General features: G+C 60.8%; 14 protein-coding genes. 13 read left to right on the forward strand and 1 reads right to left on the reverse strand.

Annotated features, from left to right (window positions below; all coding sequences use genetic code 11):
• Positions 1 to 38: 38 nt before the first annotated feature.
• The 7 genes from mtnA to rpsA all read left to right on the forward strand — a co-directional run bounded on the left by mtnA (position 39) and on the right by rpsA (position 11,559).
• Positions 39 to 1,115 (forward strand): S-methyl-5-thioribose-1-phosphate isomerase, encoded by a 1,077-nt coding sequence (gene mtnA, locus FPB55_RS06365; RefSeq protein ID WP_144187771.1) that lies wholly within the window; start codon positions 39 to 41, stop codon positions 1,113 to 1,115.
• Positions 1,116 to 1,410: 295 nt separating this feature from the next.
• Positions 1,411 to 4,176, forward strand: coding sequence for a DNA gyrase subunit A (gene gyrA, locus FPB55_RS06370; protein ID WP_070085925.1), 2,766 nt, complete (start codon positions 1,411 to 1,413; stop codon positions 4,174 to 4,176).
• A 264-nt stretch (positions 4,177 to 4,440) separates the two neighbouring features.
• On the forward strand, positions 4,441 to 5,526 hold the full coding sequence (gene serC / locus FPB55_RS06375) for a 3-phosphoserine/phosphohydroxythreonine transaminase (protein WP_009686001.1): 1,086 nt from the start codon (positions 4,441 to 4,443) through the stop codon (positions 5,524 to 5,526).
• Positions 5,526 to 6,620 carry a prephenate dehydratase gene (gene pheA / locus FPB55_RS06380; RefSeq protein WP_009686000.1) on the forward strand — a complete coding sequence of 365 codons (1,095 nt, stop codon included), beginning with the start codon at positions 5,526 to 5,528 and terminating at the stop codon, positions 6,618 to 6,620. The genes serC and pheA overlap by 1 nt, the downstream gene beginning before the upstream one ends.
• 235 nt (positions 6,621 to 6,855) lie before the next feature.
• Positions 6,856 to 9,075 carry a bifunctional prephenate dehydrogenase/3-phosphoshikimate 1-carboxyvinyltransferase gene (locus FPB55_RS06385; RefSeq protein ID WP_033744585.1) on the forward strand — a complete coding sequence of 740 codons (2,220 nt, stop codon included), beginning with the start codon at positions 6,856 to 6,858 and terminating at the stop codon, positions 9,073 to 9,075.
• A complete protein-coding gene (gene cmk, locus FPB55_RS06390) occupies positions 9,072 to 9,758 on the forward strand; it encodes a (d)CMP kinase (protein WP_009685997.1) in 687 nt (228 codons plus the stop codon). The genes FPB55_RS06385 and cmk overlap by 4 nt, the downstream gene beginning before the upstream one ends.
• A gap of 124 nt (positions 9,759 to 9,882) precedes the next feature.
• On the forward strand, positions 9,883 to 11,559 hold the full coding sequence (rpsA, locus tag FPB55_RS06395) for a 30S ribosomal protein S1 (RefSeq protein ID WP_003252673.1): 1,677 nt from the start codon (positions 9,883 to 9,885) through the stop codon (positions 11,557 to 11,559).
• A gap of 156 nt (positions 11,560 to 11,715) precedes the next feature.
• Here rpsA and FPB55_RS06400 read toward each other — a convergent pair whose 3' ends face one another.
• Positions 11,716 to 12,171: a transposase gene (locus FPB55_RS06400; protein WP_144187773.1), complete on the reverse strand. Its 456-nt coding sequence runs from the start codon at positions 12,169 to 12,171 to the stop codon at positions 11,716 to 11,718.
• Positions 12,172 to 13,801: 1,630 nt separating this feature from the next.
• Here FPB55_RS06400 and ihfB point away from each other — a divergent pair.
• The 6 genes from ihfB to rfbC all read left to right on the forward strand — a co-directional run bounded on the left by ihfB (position 13,802) and on the right by rfbC (position 19,368).
• Positions 13,802 to 14,098, forward strand: coding sequence for an integration host factor subunit beta (gene ihfB / locus FPB55_RS06405; protein ID WP_003252675.1), 297 nt, complete (start codon positions 13,802 to 13,804; stop codon positions 14,096 to 14,098).
• Positions 14,099 to 14,117: 19 nt separating this feature from the next.
• Positions 14,118 to 14,381: a lipopolysaccharide assembly protein LapA domain-containing protein gene (locus FPB55_RS06410; RefSeq protein WP_054890063.1), complete on the forward strand. Its 264-nt coding sequence runs from the start codon at positions 14,118 to 14,120 to the stop codon at positions 14,379 to 14,381.
• A gap of 102 nt (positions 14,382 to 14,483) precedes the next feature.
• A complete protein-coding gene (locus FPB55_RS06415; RefSeq protein ID WP_144187775.1) occupies positions 14,484 to 15,917 on the forward strand; it encodes an MBL fold metallo-hydrolase in 1,434 nt (477 codons plus the stop codon).
• Positions 15,918 to 16,171: 254 nt separating this feature from the next.
• Positions 16,172 to 17,614, forward strand: a complete 1,443-nt coding sequence (locus FPB55_RS06420; RefSeq protein ID WP_144187777.1) for a mannose-1-phosphate guanylyltransferase/mannose-6-phosphate isomerase — start codon at positions 16,172 to 16,174, stop codon at positions 17,612 to 17,614.
• 145 nt (positions 17,615 to 17,759) lie between these two features.
• On the forward strand, positions 17,760 to 18,716 hold the full coding sequence (locus FPB55_RS06425) for a glycosyltransferase family 2 protein (RefSeq protein ID WP_238706621.1): 957 nt from the start codon (positions 17,760 to 17,762) through the stop codon (positions 18,714 to 18,716).
• A 106-nt stretch (positions 18,717 to 18,822) separates the two neighbouring features.
• The gene (gene rfbC / locus FPB55_RS06430; protein WP_144189597.1) at positions 18,823 to 19,368 is read left to right on the forward strand and encodes a dTDP-4-dehydrorhamnose 3,5-epimerase; all 546 of its coding nucleotides are present in this window, start codon (positions 18,823 to 18,825) and stop codon (positions 19,366 to 19,368) included.

Here is a 19,368-nt window from a genome sequence, read left to right on the forward strand (position 1 = left end):
ATCGCCGGCTTTTGATATCCGAACGACAGGGAGAGGCAATGCGCGAGCGACTATTGGCGGCGGAGAAGGTGACCGCGATCCGCTGGCAGGGCGGCGTCCTGCACCTGCTCGACCAGCGTCTGCTGCCGTCCCGGGAGTGCTGGCTGGCCTGCGACAATGTCGCGCAGGTGGCAGCCGCGATCCGCGACATGGCGGTGCGCGGTGCTTCGGCGATCGGTATCGCGGCGGCCTACGGCCTGGTGCTGGCCCTGGAAGAGCGGCTGGCCGAAGGTGGTGACTGGGAGCTGGACCTGGAAGAGGACTTTCTCACCCTGGCCGAGGCGCGCCCCACGGCTGCCAACCTGTTCTGGGCACTGAACCGCATGCGCGAGCGCCTGCAACGCCTGCGCCCGGACGAAGACGTGCTGGCCGCGTGCGAGGCCGAAGCGCTGGCCATTCACGAAAGCGACCGTGAAGCCAACCTGACCATGGCCCAGCACGGCACCGAGCTGATCCGCCGCCACCAGGGCAACGCCCAGACCCTGCTCACCTATGGCAATGCCGGTGCGCTGGCCAGTGGGGGTTTCGGCACCGCGCTGGGGGTGATCCGTGCCGGTTACCTCGAAGGCATGGTCGAGCGGGTGTATGCCGGCGAGACGCGCCCCTGGCTGCAGGGCTCGCGCCTGACTGCGTGGGAGCTGACCAACGAAGGCATCCCGACCACCCTGTGCGCCGATTCGGCGCTGGCCCACCTGATGAAGACCAAGGGCATCACCTGGGTGGTGGTGGGGGCGGACTGCATTGCCGCCAATGGCGACATGGCCGGCAAGATCGGCACCTACCAGGTGGCCGTCAGCGCCATGCACCATGGCGTGCGCTTCATGGTGGTGGCGCCCAGCACCAGCATCGACCTGAACCTGGCGACCGGCGAGGATATCCCCCTGGAAGTGCGTGAGGCCGATGAACTGCTGGATTACGCCGGCACCCGGGTGGCCCCGGAGGTCGAGGTGTTCAACCCGGTGTTCGACGTGACCCCGGCAGACCTGATCGACGTGATCGTGACCGAGCGCGGCATTGTCGAACGTCCGGATACCGCCAAGCTGGCGCAGTTGATGTGCCGCAAGCGCCTGCATTGACAAATGTGCCGGCCTTTTCGCGGGTAAGCCCGCAAAGAGGCCGGCACAGGCACCAGCAAATCAAGATTCGAACCTGCTTCTGGCTGCCCGCCACATCTCCCCACCGCACCCGCCTTTGTGGTAACATCCGGCAGTTTCCAAGACCGCCCATCACGGCGGCCTTCATTGCGCAGATCCATGGCACAACTCATTGATTTGTCGTAAGTCGTCGCACCCTTATGCGCTGCGGCGGCGAGCTTCGTTCGGCCCTTGATGGAGCTGCGAAGTTTCACCAGAAAAAGGAATCAGGCTTCTCATGGGCGAACTGGCCAAAGAAATCCTCCCGGTCAATATCGAAGACGAACTGAGACAGTCCTACCTCGACTACGCGATGAGCGTGATTGTCGGGCGAGCGCTGCCCGATGCACGTGACGGCTTGAAGCCCGTGCATCGTCGCGTTCTCTATGCGATGAGCGAACTGGGCAACGACTGGAACAAGCCGTACAAGAAATCCGCCCGTGTGGTCGGTGACGTGATCGGTAAGTACCACCCGCACGGCGACATTGCGGTCTACGACACCATCGTGCGTATGGCCCAGCCCTTCTCGCTGCGCTACCTGCTGGTCGATGGCCAGGGCAACTTCGGTTCGGTGGACGGCGACAATGCCGCGGCCATGCGATACACCGAAGTGCGCATGACCAAGCTGGCCCACGAGCTGCTGTCCGACCTGCACAAGGAAACCGTCGACTGGGTGCCCAACTACGACGGCACCGAGCAGATCCCGGCGGTCATGCCCACGCGTATCCCCAACCTGCTGGTCAACGGTTCCAGCGGTATCGCCGTGGGTATGGCGACCAACATTCCGCCGCACAACCTTGGTGAAGTCATCGACGGTTGCCTGGCGCTGATCGACAACCCGGAAGTCACCGTCGATGAACTGATGCAGTTCATCCCCGGCCCGGACTTCCCGACAGCCGGCATCATCAACGGTCGCCAAGGCATCATCGAGGCCTACCGCACCGGCCGCGGCCGCATCTACATGCGTGCCCGCTCCGAGGTCGAAGACATCGACAAGGTCGGTGGCCGCCAGCAAATCGTGATCACCGAGCTGCCGTACCAGCTGAACAAGGCGCGGCTGATCGAGAAGATCGCCGAGCTGGTCAAAGAGAAAAAGATCGAAGGCATCACCGAGCTGCGCGACGAGTCCGACAAGGACGGCATGCGCATCGTCATCGAGCTGCGCCGCGGCGAAGTGCCGGAGGTGGTGCTCAACAACCTCTACCAGCAAACCCAGCTGCAGAGCGTATTCGGCATCAACGTGGTGGCCCTGGTGGACGGCCGCCCGCGGCTGCTCAACCTCAAGGACCTGCTCGAAGCGTTCGTCCGTCACCGCCGTGAAGTGGTGACCCGCCGTACTGTCTTCGAGCTGCGCAAGGCCCGCGAACGCGGCCACATCCTTGAAGGCCAGGCGGTTGCGCTGTCCAACATCGACCCGGTCATTGCCTTGATCAAGGCTTCGCCTACGCCTTCCGAGGCCAAGGAAGCCCTGATTTCCACGCCGTGGGAGTCCAGTGCCGTGCAGGTGATGGTCGAGCGCGCCGGTGCCGAGGCCTGCCGCCCTGAAGACCTGCCCGAGCAGTATGGCCTGCACGATGGCAAATACTTCCTGTCGCCGGAACAGGCCCAGGCCATTCTCGACCTGCGCCTGCACCGCCTGACCGGCCTGGAGCACGAGAAGCTGCTGGCCGAGTACCAGGAAATTCTCGAGCAGATCGGCGAGCTGATCCGCATCCTCAATAGCGCCGAGCGCCTGATGGAAGTGATCCGCGAAGAGCTGGAGGCCATCCGCGCCGAGTACGGCGATGCCCGCCGCACCGAAATCCTCAATGCCAGCCACGACCTCAACTACGGCGACATGATCCCGGAAGAAGAGCGCGTGGTCACCATTTCCCACGGTGGTTACGCCAAGACCCAGCCGTTGTCCGCTTACCAGGCCCAGCGCCGTGGCGGCAAAGGCAAGTCGGCGACCGGCGTGAAGGACGAGGACTACATCGAGCACCTGCTGGTCGCCAACAGCCACGCCACGCTGCTGCTGTTCTCCAGCAAGGGCAAGGTGTACTGGAAAAAGACCTACGAAATTCCGGAAGCATCGCGTGCCGCCCGTGGTCGCCCGCTGGTGAACCTGCTGCCGCTGGAAGAGGGTGAGCGCATCACCGCCATGCTGCAGGTGGACCTCGAGGCGCTGCAGCAGAACGCCGACCTTGACGAAGAGCTGGAAGACGCCGACGACACCGTGCTCGAAGGTGAGCTGGTCGAGGCCGAGGAAGTTGACGAAGAAGACGGCGACACCCCTGAGTGGGTGGCAGAGCCGACCGGCGCGTACATCTTCATGGCCACCGCTTCGGGTACCGTCAAGAAGACCCCGCTGGTGCAGTTCGCCCGCCCGCGCTCCAATGGCCTGATTGCCTTGAAGCTCAAAGAAGGCGATACCCTGATTGCAGCGGCCATCACCGACGGCGCCAAGGAAGTGATGATGTTCTCCGACGCTGGCAAGGTCATTCGCTTTGCCGAGAGCGTGGTGCGTGAAATGGGCCGTAACGCCCGTGGCGTGCGGGGCATGAAGCTGGGCAAGGGGCAGCAGATCATTTCCATGCTGATTCCGGAGTCTGGCGCGCAGATCCTGACCGCTTCCGAGCGTGGCTTTGGCAAGCGTACCCCGCTGTCCAAGTTCCCGCGCCGCGGCCGTGGCGGCCAGGGCGTGATCGCCATGGGTACCAAGGGGCGCAATGGCTTGTTGATCGGCGCCATCCAGGTGCATGAAGGCGAGGAGATCATGCTGATCTCCGACCAGGGCACGCTGGTGCGCACCCGGGTTGGCGAAGTGTCCAGCCTGAGCCGCAACACGCAGGGTGTGACCTTGATCAAGCTGGCTGCCGACGAAACACTGGTTGGCCTGGAGCGGATCCAGGAACCGTCCGAGGACGAACTCGACGATATGGTCGAGGCGGACGAGGAGGGTGTCGAGGCCGAAGTGCCAGACAATGACGAAGCTGCAGGCGCCGAAGAGGCCCCGCAGGAGTAAGCAGGTGTAAAACCCGAACGGGGCGACCAAGGTCGCCCCGTTTGACTGATAACTGCAGGCAATGCCTGGCCGGGTGCGAGCAAGCTTTTTGTAGGAGCGGCCTTGTGTCGCGAAAGGGCTGCAAAGCAGCCCCAGGATTTCAGCGGCGCTGCAAAAAGCTGGGGCCGCTTCGCGGCCCTATCGCGACACAAGGCCGCTCCCACAAAGAGGCGCGTGCGGCCTGCAAGAAATGAATTTGTACCATTTGGCAGAGCGAGAGTGGATGTGAGCAACCGAGCCTTTAACTTCTGCGCAGGCCCTGCCGCGCTTCCTACCGCTGTTCTGCAGCGCGCCCAGGCTGAAATGCTGGACTGGCATGGCAAGGGCTTGTCGGTGATGGAAATGAGCCATCGCAGCGACGATTACGTGGCCATCGCCGAAAAGGCCGAGCAGGACCTGCGTGACCTGCTGTCTATCCCCTCCAACTACAAGGTACTGTTCCTGCAGGGCGGTGCCAGCCAGCAGTTCGCTGAGATCCCGCTGAACCTGCTGCCGGAAAACGGCACTGCCGACTACATCGAGACCGGCATCTGGTCGAAAAAGGCCATCGAGGAAGCGCGCCGCTTCGGCAACGTCAACGTCGCCGCCAGCGCCAAGGCCTACGATTACCTGGCCATTCCGGGCCAGAACGACTGGAAACTGACCAGCAACGCTGCCTACGTGCACTATGCGTCCAACGAAACCATCGGTGGCCTGCAGTTCGACTGGGTGCCGCAGACCGGTGACGTTCCGCTGGTGGTCGACATGTCCTCCGACATCCTCTCGCGCCCGATCGACGTGTCGCAGTTCGGCCTGATTTACGCCGGCGCGCAGAAAAACATCGGCCCCAGCGGCCTGGTGGTGGTGATCGTGCGTGAAGACCTGCTGGGCCACGCCCGCAGCAGCTGCCCGACCATGCTCGACTACAAGGTGTCGGCCGACAACGGCTCGATGTACAACACCCCGGCCACTTACTCCTGGTACCTCTCGGGCCTGGTGTTCGAGTGGCTCAAGGAGCAGGGCGGTGTCGAGGCCATGGAGCAGCGCAACCGGGCCAAGAAAGACCGCCTGTACGGCTTCATCGACAGCAGCGAGTTCTACACCAACCCGATCAGCGTCAATGCCCGCTCGTGGATGAACGTGCCGTTCCGCCTGGCCGATGAACGCCTGGACAAGGCCTTCCTCGCCGGTGCCGATGCCCGCGGCCTGCTCAACCTCAAGGGCCACCGCTCGGTGGGCGGGATGCGCGCCTCTATCTACAACGCCCTGGGCTTGGACGCCGTGGAAGCGCTGGTGGCCTACATGGCTGAATTCGAGAAGGAGCACGGCTGATGTCGGAACAGGAACTCAAAGCCCTGCGCGTTCGCATCGACAGCCTCGACGAGAAAATCCTCGAGCTGATCAGCGAGCGCGCCCGGTGTGCCGAAGAGGTTGCGCGGGTCAAGACCGCTTCGCTCAAAGAAGGCGAGAAGCCGGTGTTCTACCGCCCCGAGCGCGAAGCAGCAGTGCTCAAACGGGTGATGGAGCGTAATAAAGGGCCGCTGGGCAACGAAGAAATGGCGCGGCTGTTCCGCGAAATCATGTCGTCGTGCCTGGCCCTGGAAGAGCCGCTGAAAATCGCCTATCTGGGCCCTGAAGGCACCTTCACCCAGGCGGCGGCCATGAAGCACTTCGGCCACGCGGTGATCAGCCGCCCGATGGCGGCCATCGACGAGGTGTTCCGTGAAGTCGCGGCCGGTGCGGTCAATTTTGGCGTGGTGCCGGTGGAAAACTCCACCGAAGGCGCGGTCAGCCACACCCTGGACAGCTTCCTCGAACACGACATGGTGATTTGCGGCGAAGTCGAGCTGCGTATCCACCACCACCTGCTGGTGGGCGAGAGCACCAAGACCAACAGCATCACCCGCATCTATTCCCATGCCCAGTCCCTGGCCCAGTGCCGCAAGTGGCTGGACGCGCACTACCCGAATGTGGAGCGGGTGGCGGTATCGAGCAATGCCGAGGCCGCCAAGCGCGTGAAGGGCGAGTGGAACTCGGCGGCGATCGCCGGTGACATGGCTGCCAACCTGTATGGCTTGACCCGCCTGGCCGAGAAGATCGAAGACCGCCCGGACAACTCCACGCGCTTTTTGATGATCGGCCAGCAGGAAGTGCCGCCTACCGGCGACGACAAGACCTCGATCATTGTTTCGATGAGCAACAAGCCGGGCGCGCTGCATGAGCTGCTGGTGCCGTTCCACCAGAACGGCATCGACCTGACCCGCATCGAAACCCGCCCGTCGCGCAGCGGCAAGTGGACCTACGTGTTCTTCATCGACTTCGTTGGTCACCACCGCGACCCACTGATCAAGGCGGTGCTCGAACAGATCAGCCAGGAGGCTGTGGCGCTGAAGGTGCTGGGCTCGTATCCGAAGGCAGTGCTTTGATTCAGGGCCGCTGGGGGCGCTTTGCGCCCCATCGCAGGCAAGCCAGCTCCCACCGGTACAGCGCAAGCCCCCAGGTTTCCACTGCCCCTGTGGGAGCTGGCGTGCCTGCGATGGGTGTGGGAGCTGGCTTGCCTGCGATGGGCTGCAACGCAGCCCCAGCGTTCTTACAGGCTGTCCCGATTTCTGAACAGGGTTCACACCAGTGGTAAATGCAGCAAAAACCAAACCCGCGCCCATCATCAACCGCCTGGTCGTAGTTGGCCTCGGCCTGATCGGTGGTTCGTTCGCCAAGGGCCTGCGTGAAAGCGGCCTGTGCCGCGAAGTGGTCGGAGTCGACCTGGATGCCCCCTCGCGCAAGCAGGCCGTAGCCTTGGGCGTGGTCGACCGCTGCGAAGAAGACCTCGCCACCGCCTGCGTGGGCGCCGATGTCATCCAGCTGGCCGTGCCCATCCTGGCCATGGAGAAAGTTCTGGCGCGCCTGGCCCGGCTAGACCTGGGCAACGCCATCATCACCGACGTCGGCAGCGCCAAGGGCAATGTTGTTCGTGAGGCGCGTTCCGTTTTTGTGAACGAGAGCGGCCAGCGCCTGCCGCGCTTCGTGCCTGGCCACCCCATTGCCGGTTCCGAGCAGAGCGGGGTAGAGGCCTCCAACGCCACCCTGTTCCGCCGGCACAAGGTCATTCTCACGCCGCTGGCCGAAACCGACCCGGCCGCACTGGCCCTGGTCGACCGCCTGTGGCGCGCGCTGGAGGCCGATGTCGAGCACATGACGGTCGAGCGCCACGACGAAGTGCTGGCCGCCACCAGCCACTTGCCGCACCTGTTGGCCTTTGGCCTGGTCGATTCACTGGCCAAACGCAATGAAAACCTCGAGATCTTCCGGTACGCTGCCGGGGGGTTCCGCGATTTCACCAGGATCGCCGGCAGCGACCCGACCATGTGGCATGACATCTTCCTCGCCAACCGCGATGCTGTCCTGCGCACACTTGATACATATCGCAGTGATCTCGACGCCTTGCGCGACGCTATCGCTGAAGGGGACGGGCACCAGTTGCTGGGTGTATTCACCCGCGCACGCGTTGCCCGCGAGCATTTCAGTAAAATCCTGGCCCGTCGGGCCTATGTGGACGCTATGAACGCCAACGATCTGATTTTCCTGGCCCAACCGGGTGGCCGCCTGAACGGGCGGATTCGTGTACCGGGCGACAAGTCGATTTCTCACCGCTCGATCATGCTTGGCTCGCTGGCCGAGGGCACCACCGAGGTCGAAGGCTTCCTCGAAGGTGAAGACGCCCTGGCGACCCTGCAGGCATTCCGTGACATGGGTGTGGTCATCGAAGGCCCCAACCACGGCCGCGTGACCATTCATGGTGTTGGCCTGCACGGCCTGAAGCCGCCGCCCGGCCCGCTGTACGTAGGCAACTCGGGGACCTCGATGCGTTTGCTGTCCGGCTTGCTGGCCGGCCAGCCGTTCGACGTGACCATGACCGGTGATGCCTCGTTGTCCAAGCGCCCGATGAACCGTGTGGCCAACCCGCTGCGCGAAATGGGTGCCGTGGTCGAGACCGGCCCGGAAGGCCGCCCGCCGCTGACCATTCGCGGCGGCCACCGGCTCAAGGGGCTGACCTACACGCTGCCGATGGCCAGCGCGCAGGTCAAATCCTGCCTGCTGCTGGCCGGCCTGTACGCCGAAGGCAAAACCACCGTCACCGAGCCGGCACCGACCCGCGACCACACCGAGCGCATGCTGCGCGGTTTCGGCTACGCGGTAGAAAGCAATGGCCCGGTGGCCTCGTTGCAGTCTGGGGGCAAGCTGACCGCTACCCGCATCGAAGTGCCGGCCGACATCTCCTCGGCAGCCTTCTTTCTGGTGGCGGCGTCCATCGCCGAAGGCTCCGAGCTGGTGCTGGAGCACGTCGGCATCAACCCGACCCGTACCGGTGTCATCGACATCCTGCGCCTGATGGGTGGCGACATCACCCTGGAGAACCAGCGTGAAGTCGGCGGCGAGCCGGTGGCCGACCTGCGTGTGCGTGGGGCCAAGCTGAAGGGTATCGATATCCCTGAAGAGCTGGTGCCGCTGGCTATCGACGAGTTCCCCGTGCTGTTCGTTGCCGCTGCCTGCGCCGAAGGCCGTACCGTGCTGCGCGGTGCCGAAGAGCTGCGGGTGAAGGAGTCCGACCGTATCCAGGTGATGGCCGACGGCCTGCTGACCCTGGGCATCAAGTGCGAGCCGACCCCGGACGGCATCATCATCGACGGCGGCCAGCTGGGCGGCGGCGAAGTGCATGGCCACGGTGACCACCGCATTGCCATGGCCTTCAGCGTGGCCTCGCTGCGCGCCAGTGCGCCGATCCGCATTCATGACTGCGCCAACGTTGCCACGTCGTTCCCCAACTTCCTGGCGCTGTGCGCCGAAGTGGGCATCCGCGTGGCCGAAGAGGGCAAGTCGTGAACACGCTGGCCCCCATCATCACCATCGACGGGCCGAGTGGCTCTGGCAAAGGTACGGTGGCCGGCTTACTGGCGCGCGAACTGGGCTGGCGCCTGCTGGACTCGGGCGCGCTGTACCGGCTGCTGGCGTTCAATGCCAGCAACCACGGTGTCGACCTGACCAACGAAGAGCTGCTGACCAAGCTGGCCGCCCATCTGGATGTGCAGTTCATCGCCGCCGAGCCCGGTAAGCTGCAGCAGACCATTCTCGAAGGTGAGGACGTCAGCCAGGTCATCCGCACCGAAACCGTCGGTGCCGGTGCCTCGATGGTGGCGTCGCTGCCTGCCGTGCGTGAGGCGCTGCTGCAGCGCCAGCGCGCCTTCCGGGAAATGCCCGGGCTGATTGCCGACGGCCGCGACATGGGCACGGTGGTATTCCCCGACGCGCCGCTGAAGGTGTTTCTGACCGCCAGTGCCGAGGAACGGGCGCGCCGCCGCTACCTGCAGTTGAAGGGCAAGGGTGAAGATGTTAGTCTGTCGAGTCTGCTGGATGAGATTAGGGCGCGTGATGAACGCGACACTCAGCGTGCAGTGGCCCCGCTGAAACCAGCGGCAGACGCCATTCAGCTGGATTCCACCGAGTTGTCCATCGAGCAGGTGTTGCAACGTATCAGGAGCGAGATCGCCCAGCGCGACCTTCTCTGATCACCAGGAAAGCAGGCAGGTTCACCAGTCAACGTCTTGCCGGCGTTCCTTTACTTAAAACAGACCCACATTGTCTGGAATGTGGCGAGGGGCGTTTGTTTCGCCCGAATCTACAGGAATTAAAATGAGCGAAAGCTTTGCAGAACTCTTTGAAGAAAGCCTGAAAACCCTCAATCTTCAGCCGGGTGCCATCATCACCGGTATCGTTGTCGACATCGACGGCGACTGGGTTACCGTACACGCTGGCCTGAAGTCCGAGGGTGTCATCCCGCTCGAGCAGTTCTACAACGAAGCTGGCGAACTGACCATCAAGGTCGGTGACGAAGTCCACGTTGCGCTGGACGCGGTCGAAGACGGCTTTGGCGAAACCAAACTGTCCCGTGAAAAAGCCAAGCGCGCCGAGTGCTGGATTGTTCTGGAAGCAGCTTTCGCCGCCGAAGAAGTGGTCAAGGGCGTTATCAACGGTAAGGTTAAGGGCGGCTTCACTGTCGACGTTAACGGCATCCGTGCGTTCCTGCCGGGCTCCCTGGTTGATGTCCGCCCAGTGCGCGACACCACCCACCTGGAAGGCAAAGAGCTGGAATTCAAGGTCATCAAGCTGGACCAGAAGCGCAACAACGTTGTCGTTTCCCGTCGCAGCGTGCTGGAAGCCGAGAACTCCGCCGAGCGCGAAGCCCTGCTGGAAACCCTGCAGGAAGGCCAGCAAGTCAAAGGTATCGTCAAGAACCTCACCGACTACGGCGCATTCGTGGACCTGGGCGGTATCGACGGCCTGCTGCACATCACCGACATGGCTTGGAAGCGCATCAAGCACCCATCGGAAATCGTTAACGTTGGCGACGAAGTCGACGTACGCGTTCTGAAGTTCGACCGTGAGCGCAACCGCGTTTCGCTGGGTCTGAAGCAAATGGGTGAAGATCCGTGGGTAGCTATCACTGCCCGTTACCCAGAAGGTACTCGCGTACAGGCTCGCGTAACCAACCTGACCGACTACGGCTGCTTCGCTGAGCTGGAAGAAGGCGTTGAAGGTCTGGTACACGTTTCCGAAATGGACTGGACCAACAAGAACATCCACCCGTCGAAAGTCGTTCAGGTTGGCGACGAAGTGGAAGTCATGGTTCTGGACATCGACGAAGAGCGTCGTCGTATCTCCCTGGGCATCAAGCAGTGCAAGTCCAACCCATGGGAAGACTTCTCCGGCCAGTTCAACAAGGGTGACAAGATCACCGGTACCATCAAGTCGATCACCGACTTCGGTATCTTCATCGGTCTGGACGGCGGCATCGACGGCCTGGTTCACCTGTCCGACATCTCCTGGAACGAAACCGGCGAAGAAGCCGTACGTCGTTTCAAGAAGGGCGACGAGCTGGAAACCGTCATCCTGTCGGTTGACCCAGAGCGCGAGCGCATCTCCCTGGGCATCAAGCAGCTGGAAGACGATCCGTTCTCCAACTTCGTTGCTGTCAACGACAAGGGCGCTATCGTCAAGGGCATCGTGAAAGAAGTTGACGCCAAAGGCGCCATCGTCACCCTGGCCGACGACATCGAAGCCACTCTGAAAGCTTCCGAAATCAGCCGTGACCGCGTTGAAGACGCGCGCAACGTTCTGAAGGAAGGCGAAGAGATCGAAGCCAAGATCATCAGCGTTGACCGCAAGTCCCGCGTGATCAGCCTGTCGATCAAGTCGAAAGACGACGCTGAAGAGCGTGAAGCTATCCAGAGCCTGAAAAACGCTCCGGAAGCTGCTGCCGACACCACCATGGCTGCGTTGCTGCGCGAAGCAATGGCCAAGCAGAACTGAGTTCTGTTTGATCGGTAAAAAGGGCGACCCTCGGGTCGCCCTTTTTTTTGTGTTCTTAGTATGCCCCGCGATGCCCTGGAGCGTTCGTGCACAATCCGCACAGGCATAACTGTCGCGAGGCGCGGGCGGCGTGCGATACGTCTCCATCGTGATGCCTTAAAGCCATGCTGCATCCCAATGAGGATATGCGCCAACCGATGTCACCAGTCCGGCCCTTACCGGATTGGCAACGATGTATCTCGCGACCTTGAAAACATCCTCGTCCCGGCGCAAGGCTCGGTCGTAATAACCTGCCTGCCACACCGGCTTCCCCTTTGCCCCGGCCTTTTGAAGCGCATTGCTGGACTGGCATTTGAAGCGCTGCATCAATGTTCCAAGCGTCACTTCTTTCAGCTCAATCAGCCAATGCACATGGTCTGGCATTACGACCCAGGTCAGCGATCGGCAGTGGTGTTGTTCTTCCGCGTAACGAAGGTTTTGGATGACCAACCGTGCGAAGCGGAGGTCGTGAAACAAAGGCTTACGTCGATGAGTGACCGTAGTCAGCATATAAAGCCTGCCTGGCACCGAGCATCGTGCGCGGCGAAGCCTATAGCCATGAGGGTTCGGCATTGCGTTCATCCTTGAGCAGGTAATTGCTCGGTCAGCATAGTCAGCCTGTGCAGGGATCGACCCGCCAGTGATTTGCAGTATGTAAACAAGGGCCAAAGCGTTCGCGCGCACCTGGCCCAGGCATAACTGGCCCGAAAAAAACGTAGGAGCGAGCGCAGCTCGCGATGCGCCGCGCGGGCGGCGCGGCCTCGCGGGCAACGCCGCTCCATCGCCGTACCTTCACCGGCACGGCGCATGGCATGAGGTATCGGGGGAGCCCCGGGGTGCTTGGCTTGGGTGATGTGGTGGTGCGCAAATCGAGCGCCGCCCGCGCGGCGCATCGCGAGCTGCGCTCGCTCCTACGTTTGTTTCGGGCCAGTGAGGCCTGTGAGAGGCGCGCGCGACCGCCTGGTTCATACGACGCGATATTGAGGCATGCGCCAAAGGGTTCGCGCGCAAATCCCCCAGGCATAATTGGCCCGAAACAAACGTAGGAGCGAGCGCAGCTCGCGATGCGCCGCGCGGGCGGCGCGGCCTCGCGGGCAATGCTGCTCCATCGCCGTACCTTCACCGGCACGGCGCATGGCATGAGATACCGGGGTAGCCCCGGGGTGCTTGGCGTGGGGTTTGTGGTGGTGCGCAAATCGAGCGCCGCCCGCGCGGCGCATCGCGAGCTGCGCTCGCTCCTACGTTTGTTTCGGGCCAGTGAGGCCTGTGAGAGGCGCGCGCGACCGCCTGGTTCATACGACGCGATATTGAGGCATGCGCCAAAGGGTTCGCGCGCAAATCCCCCAGGCATAATTGGCCCGAAACAAACGTAGGAGCGAGCGCAGCTCGCGATGCGCCGCGCGGGCGGCGCGGCCTCGCGGGCAATGCTGCTCCATCGGCGTACCTTCACCGGCACGGCGCATGGCATGAGGTATCGGGGGAGCCCCGGGGTGCTTGGCGTGGGGTTTGTGGTGGTGCGCAAATCGAGCGCCGCCCGCGCGGCGCATCGCGAGCTGCGCTCGCTCCTACGTTTGTTTCGGGCCAGTGAGGCCTGTGAGAGGCGCGCGCGACCGCCTGGTTCATACGACGCGATATTGAGGCATGCGCCAAAGGGTTCGCGCGCAAATCCCCCAGGCATAATTGGCCCGAAACAAACGTAGGAGCGAGCGCAGCTCGCGATGCGCCGCGCGGGCGGCGCGGCCTCGCGGGCAATGCTGCTCCATCGCCGTACCTTCACCGGCACGGCGCATGGCATGAGATATCGGGGTAGCCCCGGGGTGCTTGGCTTGGGGGATGTGGTGGTGCGCAAATCGAGCGCCGCCCGCGCGGCGCATCGCGAGCTGCGCTCGCTCCTACGTTTGTTTCGGGCCAGTGAGGCCTGTGAGAGGCGCGCGCGACCGCCTGGTTCATACGACGCGATATTGAGGCATGCGCCAAAGGGTTCGCGCGCAAATCCCCCAGGCATAATTGGCCCGAAAAAAACGTAGGAGCGAGCGCAGCTCGCGATGCGCCGCGCGGGCGGCGCGGCCTCCCTAGACCATTCCGGTAAAACTTCAATCTTGAAATTTTTTATTAAGTCAAGATGCACCCTGTTCAAATCCTTCCCAGCGTGCTACAACCTGCTTAAGCAATGATCTAGCTGCTTGATAACGAAGGGAAAAATATGACGAAGTCGGAGCTGATCGAACGTATTGTCACCCATCAAGGGCTGCTCTCGTCCAAGGACGTGGAGTTGGCCATCAAGACCATGCTTGAACAGATGTCACAATGCCTGGCTACCGGCGACCGCATCGAGATCCGCGGTTTTGGCAGCTTCTCACTGCACTATCGCGCCCCACGCGTAGGGCGTAACCCCAAGACAGGCCAGTCCGTTAGCCTCGAAGGCAAGTTCGTACCGCACTTCAAGCCCGGCAAAGAGTTGCGCGACCGGGTCAACGAAGAAGACGAGGCCGAAGCCTGAGCACTCAAGGAGCAATCTGATGCGTAACCTGAAGCGCGCCCTGGCGGCTATTTTCGTGCTGCTGTTGGCGGCGGTGGTGTTGTTCTTCGTGCTGGAGAACCAGCAGGCCGTTGCGCTGGTGCTGTTCGGCTGGGCTGCGCCGGAAATGCCCGTGGCTGTCTTGGTGCTGGCAGCGCTTGTCATCGGCCTGGCTATAGGCCCGCTACTGGGCGCGTACGGCGTTCAACGCAGCAAGCGCAAGATCAAGGCCTCTGCCCGGCAAGCGGCATTGAGCGGTAACTAAGGAAATTTCCTACGCTTTCCTGGGAATAGTCCGCCTATGCACAGGCTGGCCGCCATGAAGTAATAGCCCACTTCATTTATGGCCAAGTTGAGTGTGCGTAGCATGGAGTTTCCCTGCCTTTTCCATCACGGTGGGACCCGGGGTGTGACTGGGTCCTGCCACCAGTTGCACTTGGCCTCGTGTAGCAGTTTGCTGGTCGACTGTGGGTTGGAACAGGGCACCGATGCGCCGCCTGGTGCAGAATTCGCGCCGCTCAGCTTCGATATTCAGGGCATTCGCGCGCTAATCGTCACCCACGTACACCTGGACCATGTCGGGCGCATACCTGCGCTGCTGGCTGCAGGTTACCGCGGCCCCATAATCTGCAGCGAGCCATCGGCGCGGCTATTGCCGCTGGTACTGGAGGACGCCTACAGGGTGGGCATCAACCGCGAGTCTGCTCAGGTGGCGCGGTACCTTGAACGGGTCACAAGCCTGATTGTGCCTTTGCCCTTCGAGCAGTGGCATGAAGTGGTGATGGAGCCGGGTTTGCAGTGTCGCATCCGCTTGCAGCGTGCAGGGCACCTGCTTGGGTCGGCATATGTCGAGTGCGACCTGTTGCATGGAAGTATCAACACCCGTTACGTGTTTTCAGGCGACCTGGGCAATGGTGCCAACCCATTGCTGCGCCCGCTTCGGCCCCCAGAGCGGGCAGATGTGCTGGTGCTGGAGAGTACCTACGGTGACCGCCTGCACCCGGTCAAGGGCGGTCGGCAGCAGCAGCTGGAGGCGGCAATCGATCGCGCCTTGGCCGACAAAGGCACCATTCTGATTCCGGCCTTCAGCCTGGGGCGTACGCAAGAGCTGCTGTACGAAATAGAGGATATTCTGCACCGCAAGGCATTGACCGGAGCCCGCGGCGAACCGGGTGACGAAGATCCCGTCAACTGGTCGCAGTTGCCCATCATCCTCGACTCACCCTTGGCCCAGCGTATTACCGGTGCCTACCGCGACCTGCATGAGTTCTGGAACGAAGAGGCGAGGGCGCGGCTCGCGCAAGGGCGTGATCCGCTTGGCTTCAACCAGTTGATCACAGTGGACACCCATGCCAAGCACCAGCAGGTAGTCAATTACCTCAGCAGCACCGGTCGACCGGCCATCGTCATTGCAGGCAATGGCATGTGTTCGGGCGGGCGGATTGTCAATTACCTCAAGGCCATGCTGGGGGATCAGCGGCATGAGGTGATGTTTGTGGGGTATCAGGTAAAGGGGACGCCGGGTGCGGTGATCCAGGCGAGTGCGGGTGCGCAGGGGGATTTGCAGGTTGAGCTTGATGGGGGGGAGTATGAGCTTCATGCAAAGGTAATTACGTTAGCAGGCTATTCAGGGCATGCGGACCAGCTGGGCTTACTCAGCTTTGTGAAAGGGATGTCAACCGTACCAAGACGGATTGTGTTGGTGCATGGCGCTCAGGGCGCGAAATTGGCATTAAGGCAAGCGATTCATCTCAGTCAGGTGCAACTGCCTCAAGGTTCTGAGGTCATAGTCGCCTCATAATGGCTGACATCACCGCTTGCAACGTCATGAAGAACTGCATCCGAAAGGGCGTAGCACCTAGGTTGCGCCGGGTTTCAGACAGATCAAAAGAGCAATCTCTGATACTCTGTGAGCTTCTTCTTGTTTTCTATCAGAAGGATGGCGCAGGAATAGATGGGCTTAGCAGTACTCACGGTTGTCGTTGGGGGCGACCAGAGCAGACGTTTCGACGATGCTGTAGGTTGTCACTCCAGTAACCGCTCAAGGATTTGACTATGCAATTGATTCCCGTAATCCTGTCCGGTGGCGTCGGCAGCCGTTTATGGCCAGTTTCCCGCGAGGCTCATCCCAAGCCATTCATGGCGTTGCCCGACGGGCAGAATTTGATTCAAAAAACATTTCTTCGGGCTGCGCAGCTGGATGCTGTGGTTGAAATTTTGACGGTCACCAATCGTGAGCTGCTGTTCAAAACTGAAGACGAATACCTTGCTGTTAACAAAGCCGGACTGCCACTTGGCTTCATTCTTGAGCCTTTTGGCCGCAATACTGCGGCAGCGGTCGCTGCAGCCGCTATGCAGTTACAGCAGGTGCATGGCCCCCAGGCAATGATGCTGGTGTTGGCCGCTGATCACTTGGTCAGGAAGGAAGCAGCATTTTTCGAGGCGGTAGCAACAGCTACTCAGCTTGCGTCGGAGGGCTGGTTGGTCACTTTTGGTATCAAACCTCGCTACGCCGAATCTGGGTTTGGATACATCGAAGCAGATGAAGGAGGCGCCCTTGGCGATGGCCTAAAGGTCAAGCGGTTCGTTGAAAAGCCTGATTTAGAGGCTGCACAGCGCTACATCGCAGCTGGTAACTACTTTTGGAATGCCGGTATTTTCTGTTTTCAGGTCGGCACCGTGATTGAAGAGCTCCGGCAACATGCTCCAGATGTACTGAACGCTGTCGAGCAAACGTTTCAGAGCTCCCGGTGCGCTACTGCCACTGGGTACAGATGCATGACGTTGGATCCCGAGCATTTCGGCAACGTGCCTGATATTTCCATCGACTATGCATTGATGGAGCGTTCGACCAAAGTGGCCACTGTTCCCTGTGACCTTGGGTGGAGTGATATCGGTTCATGGAACGCGGTCAGTGAGCTCACACCACCCGATGACCAAGGTAATCGCTTCGAAGGTGAGGTATTGGCGTACGGCGCGCATAACAATTTCGTCTCGACCGAAAATCGCCTCGCAGCCCTTGTCGGTGTTGAGGATCTGCTGGTGGTCGATACACTCGATGCATTACTCATTGCTCATAAAAATCATGCCCAGGATGTCAAGCACATCGTCAAGCAGTTGAAAACCGATGGCCATTCGGCGCACTTGCTGCACCGGACCGTCCATCGACCTTGGGGCACCTACACCACACTTGAAGACGGTGAGCGTTTCAAGATCAAGCGCATCATTGTCAAACCCAAAGCCTCGCTTTCGCTGCAGATGCATCACCATCGCAGTGAGCACTGGATAGTGGTGAGTGGCATGGCAGTGGTCGTCAATAACGAGCAGGAGCTTTTGCTTAATACTAACGAGTCCACGTTCATTCGTGCGGGCAACAAGCACCGATTGCGCAACCCGGGGGTTATCGACCTTGTGCTCATCGAGGTCCAAAGCGGCGAATACCTGGGCGAAGACGATATTGTTCGCTTTGAAGACAACTACGGCCGCTGCGACGGCTGAGCTCTGTGGCTCTTCGGCCACGCGTAGTGCTCACTCAGCACCGCTGAGCAGAGCCATGGCACGTAGGAAATGTGGTGTGTAGGCACGTGTATAACCTGATGAAATTCAGTTTGATCGAGAAAGTAGGAGGGATCAAGGAATGGCTATGAGCTATCAATCCTCTCCAGGCACGCCAAAAGAGGCTGCTGAAGTCGCAATACTCATGTGCACCTACAATGGCGCTTCGTTTCTGAGGGAACAACTCGATTCGTTCGCGGCGCAGACGATGAGTAACTGGAAATTGTATGTGTCAGACGATGCCTCCAGTGACGACACCCGACATGTGCTGGCCGAGTACCAACAGCGCTGGGGCGTTGATCGGTTGACGGTCTTCGACGGGCCGTGCCAAGGCTTCGCCAAGAACTTCATTTCGCTGCTCCAGCGCCCTCAGGTGCAGGCGGATTACTACGCTTTCAGCGATCAGGACGACATATGGTATTTTGACAAGCTGGAACGAAGTCTGTCGCACTTGGTCACAGTCACGGCTGATAAGCCTGCGTTGTATTGCTCCCGCACTCAACTGGTGGACAGCGCGCGCAACGCGGCAGGTTTTTCACCGCTCTTTACTAAGCCGCCATCTTTCAAAAATGCTCTGGTGCAGAGTCTGGCTGGTGCCAACACAATGATGATCAACCAGCGAGCCCGCGAACTTTTAGTGCAGTTGCCGGACAGCGCGACGATAGTGGCGCATGATTGGTTGGCATATTTATTGGTTACCGGTTGCGGTGGTGTCGTGCTGTACGACGCGCAAGCAAGCCTTGAATACCGCCAGCATGGCGACAATTTGATTGGTGCCAATAACACCGTGAAGGACCGGCTGAACAGGTTGCGCAGGATGCTCTCAGGCCGGTTCGTGAGATGGAATGATGCCAATCTGCAAATACTCGAAACCATGAGCCCCCTGCTGACTCAGGAGAATCGCTCTATTTTGGCCGATTTTGAGAAGGGGCGTCGCCTGGGTTTAGGCGCCGGTCTGTGTGCTATACGCCGGTCGGGTGTTTACCGCCAGACTTTTGTAGGTAACATCACCCTTATGATCGCTGCGTTTCTCGCTCGGATCTGAGCAGATCACTGCTGGCAGGACGCTGCATCCGCCCCAGAAAGCCAGCCCGAGCTGGCAACCGGAAGGCATGTTCCGCCGCAATCAGTTTTTCGGAGATATTTATCAAATGAAAGCAACAAAACAAGCCATCCCGGAAGTCATCCTTTTTGAACCGCAGGTATTTGGCGATAATCGGGGCTTCTTCCTCGAGAGCTTCAACCAGCGGGTGTTTGATGAAGTGGTGGGGCGCTCGGTGACCTTCGTTCAGGACAACCACTCTCGTTCGGTGAAAGGGGTGCTCAGAGGGATGCACTACCAGATCCAGCAACCCCAGGGCAAACTGGTGCGCGTTGTCAAAGGCGAAGTCTTCGACGTCGCCGTCGACATGCGTAAAAGCTCCCCAACCTTCGGCAAGTGGGTGGGTGTTCATCTGAGCGCTGAAAACAAGCATCAACTGTGGGTGCCAGAAGGTTTTGCCCATGGCTTTGTGGTGCTCTCCGAAACTGCCGAATTCCTCTATAAGACTACCGACTTCTACGCGCCGCAGTTTGATCGAAGCTTGGCGTGGAACGACCCGACTGTAGGCATTGAATGGCCGTTCGATGGTGAGCCCTCGCTTTCAGCCAAAGACCAGAAGGCCAGTGCTTTTGCGGATGCCGACGCCTTCGCCTGA

The sequence above is a fragment of the Pseudomonas sp. BJP69 genome, assembly GCF_007633355.1.
Taxonomy (GTDB): domain Bacteria; phylum Pseudomonadota; class Gammaproteobacteria; order Pseudomonadales; family Pseudomonadaceae; genus Aquipseudomonas; species Aquipseudomonas juntendi.

What these genes read in the sequence shown, in the direction of transcription:
- mtnA (WP_144187771.1), top strand. Translation starts at nt 39, where the DNA reads ATGCGCGAGCGACTATTGGCGGCGGAGAAGGTGACCGCGATCCGCTGG.
- FPB55_RS06425 (WP_238706621.1), top strand. Translation starts at nt 17,760, where the DNA reads ATGAGCTATCAATCCTCTCCAGGCACGCCAAAAGAGGCTGCTGAAGTC.
- ihfB (WP_003252675.1), top strand. Translation starts at nt 13,802, where the DNA reads ATGACGAAGTCGGAGCTGATCGAACGTATTGTCACCCATCAAGGGCTG.
- FPB55_RS06420 (WP_144187777.1), top strand. Translation starts at nt 16,172, where the DNA reads ATGCAATTGATTCCCGTAATCCTGTCCGGTGGCGTCGGCAGCCGTTTA.
- gyrA (WP_070085925.1), top strand. Translation starts at nt 1,411, where the DNA reads ATGGGCGAACTGGCCAAAGAAATCCTCCCGGTCAATATCGAAGACGAA.
- rfbC (WP_144189597.1), top strand. Translation starts at nt 18,823, where the DNA reads ATGAAAGCAACAAAACAAGCCATCCCGGAAGTCATCCTTTTTGAACCG.
- rpsA (WP_003252673.1), top strand. Translation starts at nt 9,883, where the DNA reads ATGAGCGAAAGCTTTGCAGAACTCTTTGAAGAAAGCCTGAAAACCCTC.
- pheA (WP_009686000.1), top strand. Translation starts at nt 5,526, where the DNA reads ATGTCGGAACAGGAACTCAAAGCCCTGCGCGTTCGCATCGACAGCCTC.
- FPB55_RS06400 (WP_144187773.1), bottom strand. Translation starts at nt 12,171, where the DNA reads ATGCCGAACCCTCATGGCTATAGGCTTCGCCGCGCACGATGCTCGGTG.
- FPB55_RS06410 (WP_054890063.1), top strand. Translation starts at nt 14,118, where the DNA reads ATGCGTAACCTGAAGCGCGCCCTGGCGGCTATTTTCGTGCTGCTGTTG.
- FPB55_RS06415 (WP_144187775.1), top strand. Translation starts at nt 14,484, where the DNA reads ATGGAGTTTCCCTGCCTTTTCCATCACGGTGGGACCCGGGGTGTGACT.